The 20,290-nt window shown below is 72.4% G+C and carries 17 protein-coding genes; all 17 read right to left on the bottom strand.

Annotated features, from left to right (window positions below):
* Positions 1-54 precede the first annotated feature (54 nt).
* Positions 55-3,318 carry a non-ribosomal peptide synthetase gene (locus ACZ4Z3_RS31930; protein ID WP_468504286.1) on the bottom strand — a complete coding sequence of 1,088 codons (3,264 nt, stop codon included), beginning with the start codon at positions 3,316-3,318 and terminating at the stop codon, positions 55-57.
* A 25-nt stretch (positions 3,319-3,343) separates the two neighbouring features.
* Positions 3,344-4,726, bottom strand: a complete 1,383-nt coding sequence (locus ACZ4Z3_RS31925; protein ID WP_468504285.1) for a condensation domain-containing protein — start codon at positions 4,724-4,726, stop codon at positions 3,344-3,346.
* Positions 4,723-6,012, bottom strand: a complete 1,290-nt coding sequence (locus ACZ4Z3_RS31920; RefSeq protein ID WP_468504284.1) for an MFS transporter — start codon at positions 6,010-6,012, stop codon at positions 4,723-4,725. Before ACZ4Z3_RS31920 ends, ACZ4Z3_RS31925 begins: the two co-directional genes overlap by 4 nt.
* Positions 6,013-6,044: 32 nt before the next feature.
* A complete protein-coding gene (locus tag ACZ4Z3_RS31915) occupies positions 6,045-6,893 on the bottom strand; it encodes an aKG-HExxH-type peptide beta-hydroxylase (RefSeq protein WP_468504283.1) in 849 nt (282 codons plus the stop codon).
* 40 nt (positions 6,894-6,933) lie between these two features.
* The gene (locus tag ACZ4Z3_RS31910) at positions 6,934-7,785 is read right to left on the bottom strand and encodes an aKG-HExxH-type peptide beta-hydroxylase (protein WP_468504282.1); all 852 of its coding nucleotides are present in this window, start codon (positions 7,783-7,785) and stop codon (positions 6,934-6,936) included.
* A 223-nt stretch (positions 7,786-8,008) separates the two neighbouring features.
* Positions 8,009-8,164 (bottom strand): hypothetical protein, encoded by a 156-nt coding sequence (locus tag ACZ4Z3_RS31905; protein WP_355397247.1) that lies wholly within the window; start codon positions 8,162-8,164, stop codon positions 8,009-8,011.
* Positions 8,165-9,024: 860 nt separating this feature from the next.
* Positions 9,025-10,488, bottom strand: a complete 1,464-nt coding sequence (locus ACZ4Z3_RS31900; protein ID WP_468504281.1) for an aminopeptidase P family protein — start codon at positions 10,486-10,488, stop codon at positions 9,025-9,027.
* A gap of 376 nt (positions 10,489-10,864) precedes the next feature.
* Positions 10,865-12,397 carry a pyridoxal phosphate-dependent decarboxylase family protein gene (locus ACZ4Z3_RS31895; RefSeq protein ID WP_468504280.1) on the bottom strand — a complete coding sequence of 511 codons (1,533 nt, stop codon included), beginning with the start codon at positions 12,395-12,397 and terminating at the stop codon, positions 10,865-10,867.
* Positions 12,394-13,350 carry an EamA family transporter gene (locus ACZ4Z3_RS31890; protein WP_468504279.1) on the bottom strand — a complete coding sequence of 319 codons (957 nt, stop codon included), beginning with the start codon at positions 13,348-13,350 and terminating at the stop codon, positions 12,394-12,396. The genes ACZ4Z3_RS31895 and ACZ4Z3_RS31890 overlap by 4 nt, the downstream gene beginning before the upstream one ends.
* 67 nt (positions 13,351-13,417) lie before the next feature.
* Entirely contained in the window at positions 13,418-14,380 is a 963-nt protein-coding gene (locus tag ACZ4Z3_RS31885; protein ID WP_468504278.1) for a quinone oxidoreductase family protein, read from the bottom strand.
* Entirely contained in the window at positions 14,380-15,864 is a 1,485-nt protein-coding gene (locus tag ACZ4Z3_RS31880) for a methylaspartate mutase (protein WP_468504277.1), read from the bottom strand. The genes ACZ4Z3_RS31885 and ACZ4Z3_RS31880 overlap by 1 nt, the downstream gene beginning before the upstream one ends.
* Positions 15,861-16,322 carry a cobalamin-dependent protein gene (locus ACZ4Z3_RS31875; RefSeq protein ID WP_468504276.1) on the bottom strand — a complete coding sequence of 154 codons (462 nt, stop codon included), beginning with the start codon at positions 16,320-16,322 and terminating at the stop codon, positions 15,861-15,863. The genes ACZ4Z3_RS31880 and ACZ4Z3_RS31875 overlap by 4 nt, the downstream gene beginning before the upstream one ends.
* Positions 16,323-16,370: 48 nt before the next feature.
* A complete protein-coding gene (locus tag ACZ4Z3_RS31870; RefSeq protein ID WP_468504275.1) occupies positions 16,371-17,597 on the bottom strand; it encodes a fatty acid desaturase in 1,227 nt (408 codons plus the stop codon).
* Between the two features lie 8 nt (positions 17,598-17,605).
* On the bottom strand, positions 17,606-17,863 hold the full coding sequence (locus ACZ4Z3_RS31865; protein WP_468504274.1) for a hypothetical protein: 258 nt from the start codon (positions 17,861-17,863) through the stop codon (positions 17,606-17,608).
* A 53-nt stretch (positions 17,864-17,916) separates the two neighbouring features.
* The gene (locus ACZ4Z3_RS31860) at positions 17,917-18,213 is read right to left on the bottom strand and encodes a 2Fe-2S iron-sulfur cluster-binding protein (protein ID WP_177152658.1); all 297 of its coding nucleotides are present in this window, start codon (positions 18,211-18,213) and stop codon (positions 17,917-17,919) included.
* A 74-nt stretch (positions 18,214-18,287) separates the two neighbouring features.
* Positions 18,288-19,334, bottom strand: coding sequence for an NAD(P)/FAD-dependent oxidoreductase (locus ACZ4Z3_RS31855; RefSeq protein ID WP_468504273.1), 1,047 nt, complete (start codon positions 19,332-19,334; stop codon positions 18,288-18,290).
* Between the two features lie 150 nt (positions 19,335-19,484).
* On the bottom strand, positions 19,485-20,060 hold the full coding sequence (locus ACZ4Z3_RS31850) for a TetR family transcriptional regulator (protein WP_468504272.1): 576 nt from the start codon (positions 20,058-20,060) through the stop codon (positions 19,485-19,487).
* Between the last annotated feature and the right edge of the window lie 230 nt (positions 20,061-20,290).

Genomic DNA, 20,290 nt, shown 5'->3' with positions numbered 1-20,290 from the left:
CCTGCCCCACGAGGCGCGAGCCCCCCACCGAGATCCGCAATTCGCCGCAGGCCCCTAGCGCCCCGCACCCGCACCGGGTGGGGCGCACCGGATCTGCCGGGCCATGGAGGCGATGGTCGGGGCGCGGAAGAAGGACCGCAGCGAGATCTCCGCGCCGTGCTCCTGACGCACCCGCGAGAGCGCGGTGAACACCATCAGCGAATGCGCGCCGAGCTCCAGCAGCGAGTCCTGCGTCCCCACCTCGTCCAGCCCCAGCAGCTCCGCCCACATCGCGGCCAGCGCGCTCTCCACCGCGTCCGCGTGGCCCGCTCCGGCCCCAGTGCAGGCCGTGGCGGGCGCGGCGGTGAAGTGCGCCGCGTGCCCGGCGAGCAGCGCCGCCCGGTCGACCTTGCCGTTGGCGGTCACCGCGACGGCGTCGGTCCACACAATCCAGCGCGGCACCATGTACTCGGGCAGGCGGGCGGCCAGGGCCTCGCGGACGGCGTCGAGGGAGGCCTGCGAACGCGCGCCGGGCGCGGGGAGCAGGAACAGCGCTAGCTCCCTTCCTGCCGGGGTGTCCCGGACGGCGGCGACCGCCGTGTCGACACCGCCGGCCGCGAGGGCGCACGTCTCGATCTCACCCAGTTCCACCCGGTGCCCGCGGATCTTCACCTGCTCGTCGGTGCGGCCCAGGAAGTACAGCACCCCGTCCTCGTCGCGCACGACCTGGTCACCGGTCAGGTAGAGGCGGCCGCCCGCGGCGTGCGGGTCCGGGCGGAAGCTGCGGGCGGTCAGGTCCGGCTGCCCCAGGTAGCCCTTGGCCGGGCACACGCCGCCCAGCCGCAGCTCCCCGCGCACTCCTGGGGGCGCCAGGTGCCCGGTGACATCGGTGACGTAGGCGCGCACCCCTTCCAGCGGACGGCCGATCGGCGCGTGCGCGGGCCAGTCGGTGTCCGCCGCCATCCGGTGCGTGGTCACCGCGTGCGTCTCGGTGGGCCCGTACAGGTTGATCAGCTCCAGGTGGGGGCGGCCCCGGAAGAAGCCGCGCACCACGTCGTCGACGAAGAGCTGCTCACCGGAGACACACACCGACCGCAGCCGGGCCAGGGACACGCCCGTGTCGAGCGCCGCCTGCACGAACGGCCGCAGGGCTGCCACCGGCAGGTAGACGTGCGTGACGTGTGCCTGCTCCACCCGGCGCACCAGTGCGGGCAGGTCCCGGCGGTCGCACCGGCCGCGGCCGACCACGGTGCCGCCCGCGGCCAGGGTCGGGAAGATCTCCTGGAACGACACGTCGAATCCGAGGGGGGCGTACTGCAGGAAGCGGGTCGAGTCGTCCATGCGCAGCGCCCGCAGCTGCCAGGCGGTCAGGTTCAGCAGCGGCCCTTCGCTCATCTCGATGGCCTTGGGGCGGCCCGACGAACCGGAGGAGAACATCACGTACACCGACCGCTCACCGGCGGCGGGGGCGGCAGGGGCGGCCTCAGCGTCCTGCCCGCCCGCCGCAGCCAGGTCCGCCGGCGTCAGCGCCCTCACCCCGTACAGCTCACCCGCACCTGACCCCGTACCGGGGTTCTGGGCGTCGGCCACGACGAGCCGGCACCCGGCCGTCCGCAGCATGTACTCGATACGCTGCGCGGGCAGCGAACGGTCGAACGGCAGGTATGCCGCCCCCACCCGCAGGACCGCCAGGATCGCCGTGACCGTGCCCGCGACACTCCCGGACGCGACCGCCACCACCTCACCGGGCCCGACTCCCGCGCGCCGCAGGCCCACCGCTGAGCGGGCGACCCGCTCCTGCAACTCCCGGTAGGTCACGCGCTCCCCGGCATCCTCCAGCGCCACCACGTCGGGCCGGGCCGACGCGGTGCGCCGGACCCACTCGTCCAAGGACCGCGCCGTCGGCGCGATCGGCGGGGGCGTGGCGGGCGGGGGCACGTCGTCGAACAGCGCGGCCAGCACGGTGGCGGGCTCGCGCACCGCGCGGGTGAGCGCACCGCGCAGCGAGCCGGCCAGCGCCTGCGCCACACCCTCCCCGATCAGCTGAGTGTCGTACTCTAGCTCCAGACGTCGGCACTCACCGACCGGGGTCACGCCCAGCCACAGGTCGAACTTAGCGGTACCGTTGCCGTGTTCGCGTATCGCCGTGACCGGCCCGCCCAGGGCGGGGGAGGGGTCCTCCTGCATGGCGAGCATGCAGGAGAAGACCGGATTGCGGTTGCTGCTGCGGTCCGGTTGGGCGTGCCGGACGATCTGATCGAAACTCACCCCCGCCGCAGAGCGGGCCGCGCCGACCACCGCGCGGACAGTGTCCTGCGCATACCGGTCGAAGGGCACCGCCCAGTCGACGCCGAAGGCCAGTGGCAGGGTGTTGACGAAGAACCCGCACAACTCGAACGAACCGGCTGTCCTGCGCGCCATGAACGGGCTGCCGATGACCACCTGCGAGGCGGCCGTGTGCCGGGCGACGACCGCCCCGTAGACGGCCAGCAGGAACTCGTACTCGGTCAGCCCCAGCGCCCGGGCGGTGCGCGCCAGCGCTGCGCTCTGAGCGGCGTCGAGCAGCCAGGTGTGGCGCCGGCCGGCGAAGGCCGTCTCGGCGGGCCGGTGGGGGAGGGGGTTCAGCACTCCTTGCGCGCCCTGCGCGTGCGCCAGCGACGCCGCCCACGCCCGGGCGGCGTCCGCAGTCGCGGGCGTGTCACCCACTCGGCTCTGTGTCTCGGCCTCACGCACCAGCGCACCGGTCCGGCGCCCGGCCAGCCGGGCCGTCTCGCCAGCAGACCGCCCGCCCTCCAGCGCCGTGCGCAAATCCCGCAGGAAGCAGCGCACCGACACCGCGTCGAAGACCAGGTGGTGCACCACGAACAGCAGCACACAGCGCGAGGGCCCGGCCAGCAGTACGAACCGGTACAGCGGACCGCGCGCCAGGTCCCAGGTGCGCGCGCCCAGCCGCGCCGCCGCCTCGGCCACCGCCTGCGTGGAGGTGTCCTCGCCGCACTCCAGTGCCAGCGCGCCGGCCCCGGGCTCGGGCGCCAGCCGGGCGTGCGGCTCGGGCACCTCGGGGAAGACCAGGCGTAGCGCGGGCTGCACCGCGAGGACCTCGGCGAGCGCGGCCCGTATCTCCCGCTCGCCCGGCCCGGGCGCCAGTTCCACCTCGTAGACGCTGTTGTACAGGTGTCCCACGCCGACGAGCCGGTCGACGACGAGCAGGCTGCGCTGGGACGGCGACAGGGGCAGGCGCTGCGGGCCCGGCCCGCTCACGCCTTCGCCCGCCCGCACGCCCGGCCAAGGCGCCGCCGGGCGGGCCAAGGCCCTGGTCGGGAAAGCCTGCTGGTCCACAGCGTCCACGGTGTTCTCCAAGTCGTCAGGTCCGGGCCGGGACGGCAACAGCCCGCCCCAGCGGCAGGTCGGGGCGGCGGGCCAGCGCCGCTGTGAGCTCGATGAACTCACGCATCCAGCGGCGCACGGTGGCGGAATCGAACAGGGCACGCCGGTACAGGGCGAACCCGTCGATGCCGTCGTCGCCCTCGGTCAGGTTCAGCACCAGGTCCGTCAACGCCACATGAACGGACTCGAAGTGCAGGCGGGCGCCGACCCCGGGCAACTGCGCCACTTCGTCGAAGCCGAAGCTCTGCATGGCGATCGCCGCGCACGGCGTACGCGTCGTCGTCCAGCCGTCCTCGCGCACCAGCGTGTCCAGCAGTTCCGTCACCGGCAGCGCCGCGTGCTCGACGCCGTCGAAGAACCGGTCGGCGGTGCGCTCCACGAGCGTCGCGAACGTCTCCTCCTCGCGGACCTCGCACAGCAGCAGCACCGGTCCGGACAGGCATGTCACGGCTTGCGTGTCGCCCTCCGAGCGGTTGAAGAACGGCACCGACACAATCAGGTCGCGCTGCCCGGACAGCCGCGACAGGAACACGGCGAGGGCCGCGGCCACGGTGACGAAGGACGACGCCCCGCACTGGGCGGCCGTGCGGCGCAGCGCCCGATGCACGTCGCCGTCGATCCGGACCGGTTCGACCGCGCCCTCGCCGATGAAGTCGTGCGGGCGCGGCGAGACGGCCGGCCAGTTGATGACCTGGGTCTGCCCGGCCAGGACCGAGCGCCAGTAGCTGATGTTCACGGCCGCGCGCGCCTGGGCCTCGGCCGTGCGCTGGCTGCGCGCGCAGTCGGCGCTCTGCACCGCCGCCGGCACCGCAGTCGCCCCGGCCTGCCCGCCTTTGTCGAGACCGGCCCTGTACAGGGCCGCGAGGTCTTCCAGCATCACCCGCAGTGCCCAGCCGTCGACGGCGATGTGGTGGTAGGCGAGGTAGAGCTGCCAGGTGTCCTCCTCGGTGCGCAGCAGGGCCGCGCGCAACAGGTGGCCTGCGGCGAGGTCGAAGGGCTCACCGCGCAGGCGGTCCACCAGCAGGCGTGCGGCCTCGCCGCGCCGGGCGGGCGGCGCACCACTGACGTCGGCGCGTTCCAGACGCACCGGCCGTGGGGCGTCCACGATCTGCCGTCCCTGCCCGTCAGGTCCGCTCACGAAGCGGCTGCGCAGCGCGTGGTGGCGCACGGCCAGCGCGTCCAGCGCGGCAGCCAGGACGTCGGGGCGCAGCCGCCCGGTCAGCTCCAGACGCACCACGGTGGTGTAAGACGTGGGGTACGGGCAGTCGCGCATGCGCCGCATCATCAGGCGCTGCTCGTTGGTCAACGGTGCGGCGTGCTCGTCCTGTTCGCCGGCCGGCGGCGCGGTGTACCGGTTCATGCGGTCTTCTCCTGGGCGTGTTTCTGCGCGGGGTGCTCCGGCTCCTGTTCCGGTGCCGGGCGGAGGTCAGCGAAGATCTCGTGGAGGATTTTCGGTGTCAGCGTCCGGAGGAACGGCACGACGAGCAGGGCGACGGGTGGTGCGAACAGGGCCAGGGCCGCCCGGGGCCCGATCAGTTCGCCCAGCGCGCCCGCCACCGCGGCGCCGACCGGCATGGCGCCCAGCGAGAAGACCCGGGCCGTGGCGCTGAACCGGCCGCGCATGCCGTCGGGGACGAGGGACTGGCTGATGGTGCGGGCGTTGACGGACCACAGCACGCCGCCGAAACCGCCGGCGAACGCGGCGGCGCCGATGATCCAGACGTGAGCGGTGAACAGCGGCACCGCCACCATCGCGAACGTCCCCACGAAGTCGGAGAACATCACCCAGCGTCGGCCGCCCAGGCGGTTCAGCCAGCCCACGCACATTGCTCCGGCCAGCCCGCCCACCCCCAGCAGGCTGAGCAGCACCCCGTACTCCTTGGAGCTGAGCCGCATGTCATGCACGGCGATCAGCGGCATCAGTGCCAGCCACGCACCCCAGCAGGCGCACAGCACCGTCAGGACGGCCGAGGTCAGCCGCAGGGTGGGCTGGCGCCACAGGAACCGCAGCCCCTCGGTGATCTGCCGGCCCACGGACTCGTGGTGCGCGGCCGTGCGTTTGACCGTCGCCGATCCCCCCAGGAACAGCACGGTCGCCGCGGCGAACACATAGGCGGCCCCGGTACTGCCGACCGCGACGCTGGTGCCGGCCGCGACGAGCAGGCCGCCCAGGACCGGCCCGCAGAACTCCTGCGCCACCGTCTCGATCCCGGTGACCCAGGCGTTGGTGCGCTCCCACCCGGACTTGGGCACGAGCGAGGGGATCAGTGCGCTGACGGCGGTGGCCGCGACGACGTCGGCCACCCCCAGCACGAAACCCAGCGCATACAGCAGGGTCAGGGGCGCGCTCGCCTCGAGTACGCAGGCCAGCAGCACGCCCAGGCAGCCGATGCGGACGGCGTTGGACAGCAGCAGCAGGCGTCTGCGGTCGTACCGGTCGACGAGCACGCCCACGTGGAAGGACAGCAGCAGGGTCGGCAGCATGAGCATCACCGACAGCATGCTGAGGGCCAGGGGCGAGGCGGTCGCGCTCGCGCCCATCAAGGGGATGACCACCTTGAGCACGCCGTCGGCCAGGTTCGTCACCGCGGTGAACACCAGGATGGCCAGGCTGTTGGATCTGTCGCTGCGCAGGGTTGCAACCACGTCGTTCGATCCCCGGGGTGTGGAGGGCGTCGTCAGAGGGCCGAGAGATGCTTTCCGGCGGACTCGACGAGCTGGAACATGCGGTCCTTGACGATGTCCTCGCGCCAGGCGGGCAGCGAGGTGAGCGCGTCGTAGGACTCGGTGGCCCGCTCCAGCATGGAGCGGGTGGAGCCGTGCAGCCGGAAGCCGGTGTCCTCGTCGACGCCGTGGCGGTGACGCCAGGTCAGCACCTCCGTGGCGACCAGCAGGCTGTGCACCACGGCGGGCAGCGTGCGCTCGTCCTTGCGGATGGCCGAACGCAGCAGGACCTGGTCCGCGCCGGCCTGGAAGTGGCCCTTGGCACGCTCGTCGAGGAAGAGCGCGGTGTGCGTGAACTCGTGCAGGAACGCCTCGGCGACGTCGTTGACGTGCCAGTGCTCGTCCGGGATGACCAGGGTGGCGCCGATCGCGTTGCGCTCGGACATCGAGCCCGTCCATGACGCGGGCAGGGTGAAAACGGTGTGGGTCAGCAGCGAGACGAGCGCGGCGAGTTCGCCGTCCCGCTCGGCGAGAAACGCGGCGCCCTCACGGCACTGCTCCAGCCGGCGGGAAGCGGTGGCGTCGGCCGGCCGCGGATCGACACCAAGCCCGAAGACCTCCGCGAGCGCGTCGGTCTCCTGCTGCCGGTCCGTGTACAGGGTGACGGGCGGCCCGTCCGCGGCGTCCCGGTGCAGCCGCTCCTCCAGGTAGCGGGCGTAGGCGCCGGCGGGAGCCAGATCCTTGAGCAGCCGCAGATAGGCGCCGCGCAGCGCCTGCTGGGTCACGGGGCCCCCGTCGAGGTACGGGTGGCTGAGCACGGCGCAGTTGCGCAGGATTTCCTGGCTTCCCTCGAGGTAGTACATCAGGCTTCCTTTCCGGAGCACGTCTCGTTGCGGGCGTTCCTCACGACGACGGGATCTCCGCCAGCCTCTTCCGGGTCAGTTCGAGGATTTCGATCGGCCGCGGCTGCAGCAGCTTCTCCAGAGGAAGTTCGAACACCTCGTCGAGACTGGCCGCGACGCCGTCGCGCAGTTCCTGACTGCCCGGGTGCAGACTGAGCGGGGTGTGCTCGGATCCCGGGATACGGCCCTCCTGGCGGGCCAGCAGGACTTCCGCGCCGACCACGATGCTGTGCAAGACCTTGTCGAGGGGGCGGCGGTCCTTGCGGATGGCCGACCGGGTCAGGTACTGGTCCTCCATGAGCATGGTCATGTTCCGGTAGAAACCGAAACGGCGCTCCTCCAGGAACAGCGTGTGGTGCACGAATTCGTGCAGCAGGAACTCCTGCGCGTCGACGGTGTTCCAGTGTTCCTTGGGGGCCAGCCACAGAACGCCCAGGACCGTACTGGAGGTGCCGCCGGCCAGTCCGCCGTCCGGCGCGTACAACAGCACCGGCACGAGCAGCTCGTACAGGGCCCGGAACTCCGGCCAGGTCTCGCCGAGCGCGTCGAGGGCCTCGGTGATCCGCCGGCGCTTGGCGGCCAGCTCGTCATCGGCGAAGACCTGCTGGGCGCGGAAGATGTCGTAGTCGACCGACTCCTCGTTGGCGATGCCGTGCAGGAAGGCGTCGCGCAGCCCCTGGTGCGCCGCGCCCGCGGTCACGGCCGCGGGGTAGGCGCCGGCCGGAAGGACCTCGCGCAGCACCGGCTGCATGTCGCCGATCATCAGCTGATAGCCGGCGCGCAGGGCCTCGAACTCGCTCCCGGCGGCCGGCACCTTCTGCCCGGTGCGGGCGGCGTGGGCGGAGGAGACCACATAGGCAGTCTCAACAACACTCTGCGGACCTTTCAGGGAAATCATTGAGATTGTCCTCGTGGTCATGAGCGGAAAAGGAGGGAAAAGGGGACGGGGGAAGCGCGGAGCGGGCGCAAAAGGAAGGGTGATGCGCCCCGGGCCCCGAAAAAAGCCGGGAACATCCGTCCCGTGCGGCCCGGCCGGGTCGTAAAAGACCCGGTCCGGGCCGCACCGGAAGGAGCGATCAGGCCTTGGCGTCCAGCGCGATCATCGTGACCGGACCGAAGGTCATGCGGTCCTCCTCGAGGTTCGCGGAGACGGCCGCCGCGTCGGTGACGTCCTCGACGGAGATCTGGCCGATGACGGTGGCGACGATCTCGTCCATCTTGAGAGAGCCCATGGTAATTCTCCTTTGTTTTTTTCTTGCTTCTCTTCGGGTCGCCCTTTCGAGCTGAGAAGACCGTAGCAGCGCACAAATGAAAAGCGATGTGACCCAGATCACATCAATTTCGCGTGCATAGAAAACACGAATAACAGCGCCCCGGAAGGCCTGTTCTTTTCCCTCTGCGGATGCTCCAGTAAGGGGACTGGGCGCGCGCCCGCGCGCGGGCACGGTCCTCTGGAGGTACCGATATGCCTCCGGCCCACCCTTTTCGTGGCGCTTCGGGCGCGGGATGCGCAGACGGGCGCCCTCGCGGAGTACCGCGAACAGGACGCTGACGCGGTGACGGGCGAGGCGGCGGGGGCGGGGGAGGGGCGGCGGGTGCCTGCGCCGGCCCCGGCTGTCGCCAGCCCGGTCGCGCTCCGCGAGGATGCCGTCCCGGCAGGAGCCCGGGATGAGCGGCCGGCGAGCCGGGCGATGACGGCTCCCGCGTGGGCATGTGCGGTTCCGACACAGGTGCCGAGGCCGGCCGTGAGTCGGGCACAAGCCGTTCGTGCCGGTGAGTTGAGACGTCGCACACCTCACTCGGCGGCGCAGCAGCCCTGTCCGCCCGGACCGCGACGTCCTCGCCCGATCAGCGGCCAGAGCCCACTGATCGCCCGGGTGCTGCGGGCGGGTGAGAACGGGCTGCACGTCCTGCGCGCCGTCCATCACAACGGTGCCCCGCCCGGCCTGCGGGATTCGAGGTCAGTGCGAGACCTGCAACAGGTCCGGGCCCATCAGTACCGGCACGGCGAAGCGGGCCGGCCACAGGGTGAGCGGACAGAAGAACCGCGGACGGCCGGCGCCGCTGAATCGGCCATCCCGGTCACAGGGCGTCAGGAGCGCAGACCCGCCATCCAGTTCTCGACGTCCTCCGCCGCTCGGGGCAGGCTGGCCGACAGGTTCTCGTGGCCGGCCTCCGTGACGAGGAGGTCGTCCTCGATCCGCACGCCGATGCCTCGGTATTCCTCCGGAACCGTCACATCGTCAGGCTGGAAGTACAGCCCCGGCTCGACCGTGAGCACCATGCCGGGCTCCAGTGTGCCGTGGCGATACATCTCAGTGCGCGCGGCGGCGCAGTCGTGGACGTCGATGCCGAGCATGTGGCCGGTTCCGTGCACCGTCCAGCGGCGGTGCAGGCCGAGTTCAAGGACCCTGTCCACCGGCAGGTCGCCGAGCAGCCCCCACAAGAGGAGGTGCTCGGCGAGCACCCGCTGGGCGGCCTGGTGGAAGTCGCCGTAGTTGGCCCCGGGCTTGACCGCCGCGATACCGGCTTCCTGGGCCGCGTACACGGCATCGTAGATCGTACGCTGCAGCGGGGTGAAGCGGCCGCTGACCGGCACAGTCCGGGTCACGTCTGCGGTATAGAGGTGTCGCGTCTCCACCCCTGCATCGAGGAGCAGCAGATCGCCTTCGCGCACCGGGCCGTCGTTGCGCACCCAGTGCATGGTGGTGGCGTGCGGGCCGGCGGCGCAGATCGAGGCGTAGCCGACGGAGTTGCCCTCGACACGGGCACGCAGAAAGAAAGTTCCCTCGATGTATCTCTCGGAGGTGGCCTGCGCCTTGTCGAGGGCGCGTACGGCATCCTCGAAACCGCGGGCGGTGGCTTCGCAGGCGAACCGCAGTTCCGCGATCTCGAAGTCGTCTTTGATCCTGCGCATCTCGGAGAGGAAGACGCGGAACTCCTCGTCGCGCTCGGCGGTCACCTTGTCGTCGAGTAAGGCCTCGATGCCGGCGTCGTGGCCGCGCAGCACACGGACCGGGCCGGTGGACTGCTGGAGTTCATCAGCCAGCCGGCCGACGTCCTCGCAGGGCAGGCCGAGGAGTCTTTCGCTCTCGGTGAGGCTGTTGCGCCGGCCCTCCCACAGTTCGCCCCGGTCGGACAGCCAGAACTCGCCGTTCTCGCGGTCGGAGTGGGGCAGCAAGTACGCGGTGGCCTGATGGCCGCCGCCCTGCTTCGGCTCCAGGACCAGCACGGCGTCCTCGGTCTGATCACCGGTCAGATAGGCGTATTCGGAGGAGGGGCGGAAGGGATAAAAAGTGTCGTTGGTGCGGACTTTGAGGTTGCCGGCGGGTATGACCAGGCGCTCCCCGGGGAAGCGGGCGGACAGTGCGTTGCGGCGGCGGGCGGTGTGCGAGGCCTGCGGGATCGGTTCGAGATCGAGCCGCTCGGTGTCGGCCCACCCCCGTCTCATGTTGTCGGCGAGCTCGTCGGTCACGCTCCGGTCCAGAGCGTTCTCCCGCTGTTCGGGCCGCTGGGCTGCATCGCTCGCCGCGCTCTCGGACTTCCGCTCGCGCACGGATGGCTCCCTTTCCTGGTTGGCGCAGACTTTTTCCGGGTCACGGAAATCGTTCCTCGGTGGACAGCTGACCCCCCCGAGGACGGCGTCTACCGGTGGCCATCGATTCAACTGACAGCGGCACCCGGGAGAATCAGGCAAGGCCCGGACGGTGCCCGAACGCGGGTGAGCGGTTGTGAGGCAACCGAGGTCCTTGATGGGCTGTCCTGGCGTCGCGGACGGTGTCCTTCACGGCCGGCAAACCCTCCTCCCGCGGTGTGCGGACCGGTGACCGGTTCGGCGGTCCAGCCGGCCCGAATGCGTTGCGGACACCGCCTGGCGGCTCGCCGTCTTCGGATGGCCTGTGCGTCAGCGACGCGGTCGCGCCGCCTGCCGGTCAGCGGCCGTACGTGCTTGCCTCGCCGCCTCCGCCGGGGCCGGCCTCGGCCAGTTCGCGGGCGACCGCGGCGATGTCCGCCAGCAGTTCGTCGATCTCCGCCTCGGTCGTCGCCGGGTTGAGGAAGACGAGCTTGAGGTGGACTTGGGGTTCACCGTCCGGGCCGGCCGCCTTGGTGCGGGCCACGAGAGCGCGTCCCCGCGCCATGAGCGTGCGCCGGACCGCGGCGGTCCAGGCGTTCTCGTCGGCCACGCCCCGCGCGGGCGGCCGGCAGCGGAAGATCACCGTGCTGAGCAGCGGCTCGGCCAGCAGGTCCAGGTCCGTGCCTGCCGTGATGCGGGCAGCAGCGTACCGGGCCAGGGCGTGGCACCGGTCCACCCAGGCGCCCATGCCCTCCCGGCCCAGCGTCAGCAGGGACGCGGCCATCTTGAAGGCGTCCGAGCGGCGCGTGGTCTGCATCGAGGTGCCCAGCAGCGCGGTGAACCCGGCCGCCTCGTCGTCCGCCGGGTTGAGATACACGGCCTGCTGGTCCAGGCACCGCAGGTGCTGCTCGTCGCGGACCAGGAGCACGCTCGACGAGGCCGGCGTCCAGCCGAACTTGTGCAGGTCGAAGGCGACGGAGTCGGCGCGGTCCAGCCCGGCCAGGAGCGGGGCGAGCGTGGGGGAGAACAGTGCCCCGATGCCGTATGCCGCGTCGACGTGCAACCACACGTCCCGCTCGGCGGCCAGGTCCGCCAGCTCGGGCAGCGGGTCGAAGGAACCGCGGTCCGTGGTGCCCGCCGTCGCGACCAGCGCCAGGGGGAGCTCGTCGGGGCCCAACCGGTCGAGGACGCGGCGCGCTGCGTCCACCCGCATCTGGCCGAGGTCGTCCACCGGCACGGACACCACGGCGTCCTGGCCAAGGCCGAGGAAGCCGGCCGCGCGGGCCACGGAGAAATGAGCGGCCGCCGAGCACAGGATCCTCGGCCCGACCCGCAGACCGGTCAGGCCCGAGCGGGACACCTCGCCGCTCTCCCGCAGCGCGTGCTCCCTGGCGACCAGCAGACCCATCAGGTTGGAGACGCTGCCGCCCGGGGTGAGGGTGCCCGACGCCCCGGCGCCGAAGCCTGCCCACGACGCCATCTCCGCGATCAGCCGCCGCTCCAGCTGCAGGGCGAACGGACCGCTCTCCCAGGAGTGCAGGGACTGGTTGAGGGCGGCGGCGAGCAGCTCGGCGGCGACGGAGGCGGCCGTGGGCGCGCATTGCATGCGGGACACGGCGGCCGGATGCGCGAGGTCGGCCGCCCCGGCGGCGTACGCCTCGAACAGCTCGATCACCCGCCGGGGGCTCGGGCTCTCGGCGAGGAACGCTCCCCCCTCGAGGAACCGGTCCATCGCTGCGGCCGCCGCCTCGGGGCCGCCGGCCGCGACCGGCCCGCCCCGCTTCAGCGAGGCGTCGTGGAGCGCGCCGAGCGCGGAGTCCACCAGCGTCCTCAGCTGCTCGAAGGCTTCCGGCCGGCCGGCCAGCGCCGCGTTCCTGCCCGTGTCGATCATTGACGCAGTCCTTGCTCTCGTGAGTCCGGTATGTCTCGTGAAGTGGCGTCCCGCTCGACGGGGGCGCCGCGCGTGCCGCGGATGACGCCGATCGACGCGACGACGACGGCCGCGAGGCCCAGCGTCTGCAGCGGCGAGATGGTCTCGTGCAGGACGAGCAGGGCGACCAGGGCGCCGATCGCCGGTTCCAGGCTGAGCAGCACCCCGAAGACGAGCGCGGAAACCCGGCGCAGCGTCTCCATCTCGCAGGTGTACGGCACCAGGGACGACAGCATCGCCACGCCGAAGCCGAAGGCGAGCACCGCCGGGTCGGCCAGCGCGGAGCCGCCCTCGGCCAGTCCGGCCGGCAGCGCGCACAGGGTGCCGAAGGCCATCGCGAGCGCCAGTCCGCCCCCGCCGGGCAGCAGCGCGCCCACCCTGGCCGACAGCGGCACGTACGCGCCCCAGAACACCGCGCAGGCCAGGGCGATGAGGAGCCCGGTGATCCCGGCGGCCCCGCCCTGCCAGCCGAGGAGGGCGATGCCGCACCCGGCGAGCACCGCCCACAGCCGGTCGCGGGCCCGACGTGAGGACAAGGCCGCGACGGTGAGCGGCCCCGCCATCCCGACCGTCAGCGCGACCCCGACGGGCATCCGGGCCATGGCCAGGTAGAAGCACAGATTCATGCCGGCGATGGCGACGCCGAGGACGGCGACCGCACCCGCCGTGCGCCGGCCCAGGCGCAGCGACGGCCGCCAGAACAGCAGCAGCACCGCCGCGGCGAAGCCGAGCCGCAGCACGGTCATCGCGGCGGGTCCCGCGGCGTGGAACAGCTGCTTGGCGAAGGCGGCCCCGAGTTGGGTGCTCACCATCCCGACCAGCATCAGCACCGGTGCCGGGACGGCACCGATGCCACGGGGTGCGGTGCCGCCGGCCGGGGCCGCGGTCACCTCGGCGGCTACGTCGGCGCTCATGATGTCGTCCTTCCTCCGCTTGCGGAGCGGCTGTGGGTAGGGCTGAGGGCGAGGGCCGGCCGGGGCGTCACGGCGTGAGGAGGACCTTGCCGGCGGTGGCCCGGCTCTCCAGCAGGGCGTGGGCCCGCGCCGCCTCGGCCAGCGGCAGCCGTTCGCCGACGCAGGGACGGACCACGCCCTCGGCGAGGTGCGTGAAGAGCTCGGCGGCCGCCGCCCTGAGCGAGGCCGCGTCCGGGACGTGGTCGGCGAGGGTGGGCCGGGTCAGGTACAGGGAGCCCGCCGTGCGCAGCACTTCGACGTCGACCGGCGGGACCGGGCCGCTGGACAGCCCGCACACGGCGAGGGTGCCCCGGCGGCGCAGTGCCCTGACGCTCTCCTCGAACGTGGCCGCGCCCACCGAGTCGTAGACCGCGTGCGCGCCCTGGCCGCCGGTGAGTTCGCGCACCCCGGCCGCGAAGTCGCCGTAGGGCAGGGCGTGGTGGGCGCCCGCGGCCAGGGCGGCCTCTCGCTTCTCCTTGGTGGAAGCGACGGCGACGACCTGCGCGCCGCGGTGTGCGGCCAGCCGTACCAGGAGCTGGCCCAGCCCACCGGCGGCGGCCAGTACCACCACGGTCTCGCCGGCCGCCACGGGGTGCGTGATACCGCTGAGGTACAGCGCGGCGAGCCCCTGGAGCAGGACCGCTGCCGCGTCGGGCAGCGTGACGCCGTCGGGAACCGGCACCAGCTTGGCCTGGGGGACGGCGGTGTACTCGGCGTAGGCGCCGAGCTGGGTGGCGTACGCGACCCGGTCGCCCGGGGCGAAGTCCGTGACGCCGTCGCCCACGGCGGTGACCACTCCGGCGGCCTCCTGGCCGGGGACGAAGGGGTAGGCCGTGGGATAGGTGCCGTCGCGGAAGTAGACGTCGATGAAGTTGAGGCCGACGGCCTCGTTGCGGACCACGACCTGGCCGGGGGCGGCCTGGGGGCGGGGCAGGTCGGTGACGGCGAGGACGTCGGGTCGGCCGGGCCGGGTCACTTGCAGGGCACGCATCAGTTCCTCGATTCGCCGGGTGCGGTGGGGGCGGCGGCCGCCGCGGTGCGGGACCGCTCGGGTGCGTGGGCCCCGGTGTGCGGCTCGGACTCGCGAAAGAGCCCGCGGAAGTAGTTGATGTCGCCGGTGAGGCCCGCCATCAGGGTGTCGATGCCCGGTTCGCCGGGGCCGTCCACGGCGTGCAGCAGTTCCTCGTTGCGGCGCAGCCGGGCCGGGGCGAACGGCAGGGCGCCGACGGTCCGGTAGCGGATGGCGCCGGTGGCGTCGCGCCGCGGGATGATGTCGGAGCGGGCAAAACGGCTGGCGCTGAACGGTATGTCCAGCCGCCCCTCGGCGAACGCCTCCACGACCGCCTCGATCAGGTCGGGGCGCTGCAGCAGCGGCTCGACGAGATCGGCGACCTCGTCGAGGATCCACCTCTGCTCCTCGGCGACCCGGCCGTCGTCGACGGTGACGAAGTCCAGCAGCGGCGAGTTGGCCCGGTCGGCCAGCCGCAGACCGGCCACGTTGGCCGCGGTGTCGGGGATGCCGTACGCCTCCTGGTACGTCTTGGTGATCAGCTTGGAGGCCCCGCCGAGCCGGGCCGCCAGCGCCCCGTAGAGGATGAGGTCCTCGGCGTTGCCGCGCTCGCGGGGGAAGACGCCCATGAACTCGTGCAGCACCGCGTGGACCTGGACGCCGGCGGGGAGGTAGCGCTCGGCGAGGACCGGAATGCTGCGCAGGGCCGCGACGTCCTGGACCAGGTGCCCGCCCTGCGGATAGGCCACGGACACGCAGCGGACACCGGCCCGGGCGGCGAGCACCGCCTCCAGCACGCTGACGGCGAGGCTGATCGACGGCGGCACGAGCACCGCGGTCAGGGTGCCGAACAGCTCCCGGTCGACGATCACCCCGTGCTCGGCCAGTTCGCCGCAGGCACGGTCCACGTCCTGCCATGCCGTCAGGGACTCGGCCAGCGGCACGGCCTTGGAGTAGGGCAGGTTGTACGAGATGCCGCCGCCCTCGAAGGAGGTGATGCCGGAGGCGACGGAGACGTCGAAGAGGAGGCGGGCGTCGGGGGATCCGTGCCGGATCTCCAGCGGCGCGTCGACCAGTTCGTTCAGTTCACGGCCGCGCTGCCAGCCGTGGGCGACCAGCGGGTAGCCGTTGAGGTCGGCCGGCCGCAGGTGCAGGGTGCGGCGGGCCTCGCCGAACCGCTTGAGGCGGGTGTGGGAGTCGATGGTCAGGGTCAGGAGGTCGGGGCGGGCCTTCTCCTCCAAGGTCGTCAGAAGCCGCTTCATCTCCTCGTGGCCGCCTACGCCGCAGCGCGGCTGCAGGGCCACCCGGCCCCGGTCCTTGCAGTCCTGGAGGATCTCGGCGGCGGTGGGCTTGCCGAGCGAGGCGATGTACGCGGCGGACTGGGACGGCGTGGGCAGTGAGGTGGCGCAGGCCAGGGGGACGGTGCCGGGGCGGGCGCCGATGGACGGGACGGACGTGCCGCTCATGACGCCGCCAGGTCGGTGAGCCGGGCACCGCGGCGGTCGAGCCGCAACCGGTCGAGCAGGCACGGCAGTTCGGCGGCGTCGGCCAGGATGTGGTCCACTCCGGCGGCGTACAGGCGGTCGTGGGCCGAGCTGTCCTTGTGGCTGCCCACGGAGAGGTTGCCGCCGACGACGACCGGGCAGGTGATCCGGCCCGACCGCTTGGCCTGGTCCAGACCGCGCAGGTCCTCGTGGACATGGCCGTTGAGACTGCCGATGACCACGGCCTCAGCGTGCGGGTACTGCTCGCAGGCCTCGGCGAACTCCTCGACGGTCGTGCAGGTGCCGAGGTTGATGACGTGGTAGCCGAGGCCGCGCAGGGAGTGGGCGATGAGGTGGTTGGCGACCGCGTGGCTGTCGCTGGCCGCCACGCCGAGGACGACCGTGGGAGGTGCGGAGTGCTGGTTCGGCAGAGTTCGCATCGAGCTTCCTGGTTCGGGGTCGTTGGTGGGGAGCCGGCGGTTGTGCGGTCAGTCGTCGAAGGCGGCGAAGAGCTCCCGCTTGCTCACGGACCTCAGCCGGTCGACGTCGAACTCGCCCGGGTCGGCGGCGGCCAGTGAGTCGAAGACGTGGCTGATCGCGGGCACCAGGCCCCAGACCTCGTGGTAGGGCGGTTGCCCCGGCGTGAGGCGTTCGGCGTCCTCCTGGCGGGCGAAGACGTAGTTCGGCCAGTTGGCGGCGCGCGGGTGGCGGTGGTGGAAGTCGTGGACCACGGTGTCGCCGGTCAGCACGAGGTAGCGGGACGGGGCGTGCACGAACAGCAGCCGCAGGGTCCAGCGCGTCCACGCCAGGGCGCGGCGCAAGACGGGCAACCGCGGCGCGGGAACCGGGTCGCCGAGGAAGATGGCGTTGGTCAGCGAGGCGAAGTACGCCCGGCTGCGCCGGTCTTCAAGGCCGGGTTCGGGGAAGGTGTGCTTGACGCACAGCCGCAGGGTGTTGCTGACCTGGAACAGCAGGACGAGCGGCACGAACCACACGACGAGCAGCACCGGCCAGGTGCCGGTCGCCGCCGTGCCCAGGGCGAGCGTGCCGTAGAGGGTGACGGCCGCCACTTTCTCGGTGCGCGCCGACTCGCTCCAGAAGGAGCGCACACGGGAGACGGCGAAGGCGAAGTGGAAGCGCGGGGAGAGCAGCTTGCCCAGGAGCCGGCGCCACATCCGGCGGCGGGTCATGCCCGGGTGCAGGCCCAGGCTGACCAGGAAGGCCTGGACCGTGGGGTCCTTCAGCGTCATGTGGTCGAGCGCGTGGTGGTCGCTGACGTGCTCGCGGCTGTAGCGCTGGAAGTTCTGGATGATCAGGAGGCTGGACACGGCGTGGCCTATGGCCCGGTCCGGCTCGCGGCGGCGGTACATGTTCCGGTGCGAGCACTGGTGGTAGATCATCATCCGCAGGTTGCGCATCCCGTGCAGGGTCACCGCCCAGCCGGCCGCGAGCAGCAGCAGGAACGGCCCGCCGAGGACGTAGGCCAGCGTGCTGAGGAGGACACCTGCGGCCATCGACGTCGTGGCCGTCACCAGGTGGAAGGTGGGCGTCCAGCCCGGGGACCGCTGGCCGGGCAGCGCCTTGCCGGTGAGGAGCGTCAGGGGGAACTGGAGGAATGCCGGGAGCACGGTCATGGACTCGCGCGGGTCACGGGCGGCGGCGGGTGGGGCGGAGGCGGCCGCGGCAAGGATGCCTTGCTGGTCGAGCAGTGCCATCGGGGTTCCTAGAGGGAGGAGAGGGCGGGCAGGGGCGCGCTGTTCAGCCGGACGCCGACGGAGCAGGCGACGGGCGCGGACCGCTCGGGGGCCGACATGAGGGCACGGGCGTCCTGCCGGGTGAGGACGACTTCGATGTGGTCGGCCTCCTCGTGCCGCAGGCCGCTCTCGCGGATCGCGATCCGGAAGGAGACGTTGCCGTCGGCGTCCACGCAGGACGTGACCGTGCCGTCCACGACGCCGGGGATCATGGTGTGCTGGTGCATGGGGTTCCTCCACGACAGGTGGTGGGGCGAGACGGTGTCGTGCCGGCCCGGGCTCACTGCTGCACGACGCGGACGGTCGCGGCGCCCAGGAGGCGGCACTGGCAGGCGAGCCGGTGGTTCCCGTCGGCCCGGCCGAGGTCCTCGAGGAAGTCCCTCTCGTCGGGATCGGCCTCCCCGAGCGACGCGGAGCCGTCGAGGACTTCGATGACGCAGGCGCCGCACGCCCCTGAGCGGCAGCCGAACGGGATCAGCTGTTCCGGCCTCTCGTACTCGATGTCCGTGAGGCAGGAGCCGTCGGGCAGCAGGATCTCCACCCTGTCGGGCATGAGGGTGAGCTTGTTGAGCGGCATTGCTGTGCAGCCCCCTTGAGGCGGGTCGGGCATCCCGGCGCGCGGGATGCGATGCGGTGACCGAGGCGCCGGTGCTACGCGGCAGACGCGGACGGGACGGCCGCGCGGCCGCGTGCACCGGGGAACGCGTCGGAGGAGTGCTCGGGCGCGAGCCGTTCGCCGGGGCGCAGGGTCACGGCCGCGTGGTTCACGGCGGTGCCGGCCTCGCCGAAGCCGACGGTGATCAGCGGGACGCGGCCCGGGTAGGCGCACACGTCGCCGACCGCGTGGACGCCGGGCAGGTTGGTGCTCATGGACCGGTCGACCCGGATCCTGCGGTGCTCCAGGTCGATTCCCCACTCGGCGACGGGGCCGAGGCCGGAGGTGAAGCCGAGGGCGGCGACGAGCGCCTGCGCCGGCAGGGTGAACACCTCCTCGCCCCGCCGGATCCCGACCTGTTCGAGCCGCTGGGCACCGTGGCAGGCGACCACCTCGGCGTCGGTGACGACCCGGACGGCGGAGGCGTACAGCTGCCGCACGCTGTACTCGTGGGCGCGGAAGGTGCCCCGCCGGTGGACGAGGGTCGTGCTGCGGGCCAGCGGGGCCAGGGCCAGCGCCCAGTCCACGGCGCTGTCGCCGCCGCCGACCACGACCACGTCCCGTCCCGCGTGCGCCTCCGGTCGCGGGACGTGGTAGGCGACGCCCCTGCCCTCGTACGGTACCGAGCAGGCCAGTTTGCGGGGCACGAACCTGCCGAGCCCGGCGGCGATCACCACGGCTTGGGCGTCCACTCTGCCGCCGTCGTCGGTGCTCAGCATCCAGCCGCCGCCTCGGCGGGTGAGGCCGACCACCGTCCGGCCGAGCAGGTACCGGGTACCGAACGGGGCGGCCTGCTCCAGCAGGTTGTCGATCAGCTGCCGCCCCTTGACGGCGGGGTGGCCGGCCACGTCGTACAGCAGCTTCTCCGGGTAGAGAGCGGACACCTGGCCGCCGGGCTCGTCGAGCGCGTCGACCACCATCGCCGACAGGCCGCGGAAACCGGCGTAGTACGCGGCGTACAGCCCGGCGGGTCCCGCTCCCACGACCGCGACGTCCACCGCCGCCTCGACGGGCCGGCCGACGGCGCTCACGACTGCTGGCATCTCACGCTCCCCCTGGCTTGATTGCCGCGTACCTGTCGATACGCGGTGCGGGGCGGATGGGTGCCCGCCCCCAAGAAACCATACAGAACGCTCGCTATGTTTTCTAGGCCGGTTCGTTTCCTGTCAAAAACAGAACGATCGAGGGCCGGGTCAGCCGCCTGGGGCCTCCGTGCCGTCGAGGACCAGCCGCCAGATCCCCTCCACCTGGTCGGCCACCCTCCCCGCGCCCGCCGCCGGCGCTCCGGCGCCGCGTATCTGCACCTCGGCGCCCGTCAGCAGGTACCTGACGAGGGCGGTCACCGCCTCGGGGTGGTCCGTGAGCCGCGGCCGGCCGTCCTCCCGTGCGCGTTGCAGCAGGTCCTGCACGCCCGGCAGCCAGACCTGCGTCCACCGGTCCGGCTCCTCCGGCCGCTCCCTGGCGAGCCGGGCGGTCGAGCGCGCGACGACGCTCTCCTCCAGCAGCCCGGTGAGCCCGACGGTGAGTTCGGCCACCGCGCGCAGCGTGGGCTCGCGTGACTCCATGACCCGGCTCACCAGCGCCCGGGCGATCGCCCGGCCCTCCTCCCCGATCGCGTCGGCCAGGGCGGCCTTGGAGGGGAAGTGAAAGGTCAGCGCCCCCATCGAGACGGATGCGGACGCGCAGATCCGGGACAGCCGGGCTCCTTCGTAGCCGACGCGGTCGATCTCCAGGGCGGCGGCCCGGACGAGCCCCCTGCGTGTGCGCACCGCCCTCTCCTGAACAACCATCTCCTCGTTCCTCCCTCGGGCCCAGCCCCGGCCGCACCGTGTGGCCCTGCCGGAGGCCTCCCCGCCTTCCCATGAAAGAAAAGCGATCGTTCGCTATTCTTTCACAGAAAGGGGAGGCAGCCATCCCCCGCGGCAGGGGCTCTTCGGGATCCGAGGGCGCCGGCGCCCGCCCTGCGCCCGGCTGGGCGCGAGCCCGGGCGGCAGGCGCA

The sequence above is a fragment of the Streptomyces sp. NPDC030296 genome, assembly GCF_055572815.1.
The sequence above is the reverse complement of the archived record's forward strand: the minus strand, read 5'-3'. Positions and strand labels throughout refer to the sequence as shown.

What these genes read in the sequence shown, in the direction of transcription:
- ACZ4Z3_RS31925 (WP_468504285.1), bottom strand. Translation starts at nt 4,726, where the DNA reads ATGAACCGGTACACCGCGCCGCCGGCCGGCGAACAGGACGAGCACGCC.
- ACZ4Z3_RS31915 (WP_468504283.1), bottom strand. Translation starts at nt 6,893, where the DNA reads ATGTACTACCTCGAGGGAAGCCAGGAAATCCTGCGCAACTGCGCCGTG.
- ACZ4Z3_RS31905 (WP_355397247.1), bottom strand. Translation starts at nt 8,164, where the DNA reads ATGGGCTCTCTCAAGATGGACGAGATCGTCGCCACCGTCATCGGCCAG.
- ACZ4Z3_RS31895 (WP_468504280.1), bottom strand. Translation starts at nt 12,397, where the DNA reads ATGATCGACACGGGCAGGAACGCGGCGCTGGCCGGCCGGCCGGAAGCC.
- ACZ4Z3_RS31890 (WP_468504279.1), bottom strand. Translation starts at nt 13,350, where the DNA reads ATGAGCGCCGACGTAGCCGCCGAGGTGACCGCGGCCCCGGCCGGCGGC.
- ACZ4Z3_RS31885 (WP_468504278.1), bottom strand. Translation starts at nt 14,380, where the DNA reads ATGCGTGCCCTGCAAGTGACCCGGCCCGGCCGACCCGACGTCCTCGCC.
- ACZ4Z3_RS31880 (WP_468504277.1), bottom strand. Translation starts at nt 15,864, where the DNA reads ATGAGCGGCACGTCCGTCCCGTCCATCGGCGCCCGCCCCGGCACCGTC.
- ACZ4Z3_RS31875 (WP_468504276.1), bottom strand. Translation starts at nt 16,322, where the DNA reads ATGCGAACTCTGCCGAACCAGCACTCCGCACCTCCCACGGTCGTCCTC.
- ACZ4Z3_RS31870 (WP_468504275.1), bottom strand. Translation starts at nt 17,597, where the DNA reads ATGGCACTGCTCGACCAGCAAGGCATCCTTGCCGCGGCCGCCTCCGCC.
- ACZ4Z3_RS31865 (WP_468504274.1), bottom strand. Translation starts at nt 17,863, where the DNA reads ATGCACCAGCACACCATGATCCCCGGCGTCGTGGACGGCACGGTCACG.
- ACZ4Z3_RS31860 (WP_177152658.1), bottom strand. Translation starts at nt 18,213, where the DNA reads ATGCCGCTCAACAAGCTCACCCTCATGCCCGACAGGGTGGAGATCCTG.
- ACZ4Z3_RS31855 (WP_468504273.1), bottom strand. Translation starts at nt 19,334, where the DNA reads ATGCCAGCAGTCGTGAGCGCCGTCGGCCGGCCCGTCGAGGCGGCGGTG.